Source organism: Methanobrevibacter sp. (assembly GCF_045126245.1).
Taxonomy (GTDB): Archaea; Methanobacteriota; Methanobacteria; order Methanobacteriales; family Methanobacteriaceae; genus Methanocatella.
On sequence record NZ_JBGVOG010000040.1, the window covers coordinates 1 to 2,503 of the forward strand.

A 2,503-nucleotide genomic window follows, 5' to 3' on the forward strand; every position below is an offset into this window, starting at 1 on the left:
TAAATTATACCTAATATTTTTGTTATTTTGATTAAAAAATGACACTTCGTAAATGATTTTATTGTAAATTGTATATTATTTTTTAAATAAATTAAACAATAATCAAAATATCATAAATTTATTATAAAATTTATAATACTAACTTATATGTAACTAAATAAAATATAATTATTAGACCTAACTTTAATTTTTATAAAGTTAAATTGAATTGTTAGGTCCAAAAATACAGAGGTTAATTTAAATGTTTAAATTTGATAAAGAACAAGTAGTTTTTGACTTCGCAGGAGTCAAAATGGGTGGACAACCTGGAGAATACCCTACTGTTTTGGCAGGAACTATTTTCTATGGTGGTCACAACATTCTTAATGATGAATTAACTGGAGACTTCGATAAAGATCGAGCTGAACAGTTAGTTAATGACATGGCATCAATTTCAGACATAACTGGTAATCCATTTATTGTACAAGTCTTTGGACAAACAGTAGAAGCACTCCCAAAATATATCGAATATATAGGAGAAATCTGCGATGCACCTTTCCTTATAGATTCAACATCAGGTGAAGCTAGGGTTGCAGGTGCACAATACGCAGACGAAACTGGATTAACCGAAAGAGCAATTTACAACTCAATTAACATGGCAGCAGACAAAACCGAATTGGATGCTCTTGCTGAAACAGACATCTCCGCTTCAATCATATTAGGATTCAATCCAATGAATGCTACCATTGAAGGAAAAATGGCAATGTGGGAAGATGGGGATGACGGAGCATATGAAAAGGGTTTACTTGAAGTGGCTGCCGATTGTGGTATTGATAAATTTATGATGGATACTGCAGTTACACCTTTAGGTCAGGGTGCGGGCATTGCAGCAAGAACATCATTTGCAGAAAAAGCAAAATGGGGTTACCCAGTAGGATCTGGAATTCACAATGTACCATCCGCATGGGACTGGTTGAGAGAATATAAAAAAGCAGGTAACAAAACTGCATTTACCGTATGTGATATTGGTGCGAACATCGTACAAGTAATGTGTGGTGGAGACTTTGTTCTCTTTGGACCTATTGAAAATGCAAAAATCGCATTTCCTGCAGTAGCTCAAACAGATATGTTCATCTGCGAAGCTGTAAAAGCAATGGGAACAGAACCAGTTGATTACCACCCAATGAATAAATTAGTATAATTTATCAAAGATTATCCAGTTAAAACCTCGACATTTGTTCAATATCTGTGGATATTAAACAAATCTAAACATAATCCAAAAATACCGAATTAGCACTGGATTTCTAACCTTCCAGTGCTTAATTATATAATTTAACTTTTTTTAGAAAATTTGCCAATAAATTAAATTTGAACATCCCTTTTAGTGAAGTAAATATATGAAATAGCCAATCCAAAAACAAAAGTGGCTAAAATAACAGCATACGAAACACCAATACCCGCACTATACTCCGCTATCTCACCTGATGCAATCAAATACGGACATACCCATGGCACGAACGGAGCCCAACTTTGACCATAGACCATCAGGTTTACCAATGACAAAGCAGCTCCCCCGACCATTGCAGGAACCATATTGCTAATGAATAGTGATAAAAATACGAACGGGGAGAATGTCAGGAATAACAAAACGTTTCCGAAGAGAAGCTGAGCAAAACTATCCACAAATAGTTTTAGCGTGAATCCTTCAAGACCTGCAATAAAACCGAATACAAGTGTTGATAAGCTTGTAACTATTGATAAAATCACAATCCACACTAAAAACATTGCATATTTAGAAATCAGGAATTTTCCCCGTGATACAGGAATAGTCAACATGGTTTTTAGAGTGTGTTCATTATACTCCCTGCCGAACAGGTAAGATATGATTATTGCAAATATAAGAACCGCAAACATTGCAGACATGTACATATTTACGTTGCTGAATAATGCTTCAAATGTTTGCCCCTCATCAAAAGAAGTGACGGCAATAAACATCAGCAACGGCGGGAGAATGGCTCCCATCAAACTCAATAAAAATATCTTGGATCTTTTAAGCTTTAGAAATTCCATCTCTATGAAAGTCAACATATAATCACCTTAATTATTTGAAATGAACCTTGTAAAGTATTCCTCCAAATTTTCCTCGCACAGGTTCACTTTTCTTACGTCAATTCCGGAGTTGACGAACAATGCATTAAACTTGTCTCTTAAATCCAAATTGGAATATAGGCGAATTTCATTATTAATAAAAGTGAAATCATTGTTTTCTTTAAGCCCCAATTCTTTAAGAATCGAAATTGCCAAATCAATATCTGACACTTCAAACTCAACGGATTTATTTAATCTTTTGTATAAATCCTCTTTTGAAATCTCCTCAATCAATACGCCGTTATCCATAAATCCTATTACATCAGCAATGTTTTCTATTTCACTTAGAATATGGCTTGAAATCAAAATTGTTATCCCATAATCATGGGCCAATCTTTTAAGCAACGCCCTAATCTCTTTAATGCCAAAAGGGTCA

At 34.4% G+C, this 2,503-nt stretch carries 2 protein-coding genes and 1 pseudogene; 1 reads left to right on the forward strand and 2 read right to left on the reverse strand.

What is annotated here, in order from left to right:
* The first annotated feature begins 241 nt into the window (after positions 1–241).
* Positions 242–1,180 (forward strand): tetrahydromethanopterin S-methyltransferase subunit H, encoded by a 939-nt coding sequence (mtrH, locus tag ACJMLZ_RS03315; RefSeq protein ID WP_405303944.1) that lies wholly within the window; start codon positions 242–244, stop codon positions 1,178–1,180.
* 161 nt (positions 1,181–1,341) lie between these two features.
* On the opposite strand, the gene ACJMLZ_RS03320 is transcribed toward mtrH, so the two are convergent.
* Both ACJMLZ_RS03320 and ACJMLZ_RS03325 read right to left on the reverse strand, forming a co-directional pair.
* A complete protein-coding gene (locus ACJMLZ_RS03320) occupies positions 1,342–2,067 on the reverse strand; it encodes an ABC transporter permease (RefSeq protein WP_405303945.1) in 726 nt (241 codons plus the stop codon).
* A gap of 9 nt (positions 2,068–2,076) precedes the next feature.
* Positions 2,077–2,503: pseudogene (locus ACJMLZ_RS03325) on the reverse strand (ABC transporter ATP-binding protein); the annotation flags it as partial.

What these genes read in the sequence shown, in the direction of transcription:
- mtrH (WP_405303944.1), top strand. Translation starts at nt 242, where the DNA reads ATGTTTAAATTTGATAAAGAACAAGTAGTTTTTGACTTCGCAGGAGTC.
- ACJMLZ_RS03320 (WP_405303945.1), bottom strand. Translation starts at nt 2,067, where the DNA reads ATGTTGACTTTCATAGAGATGGAATTTCTAAAGCTTAAAAGATCCAAG.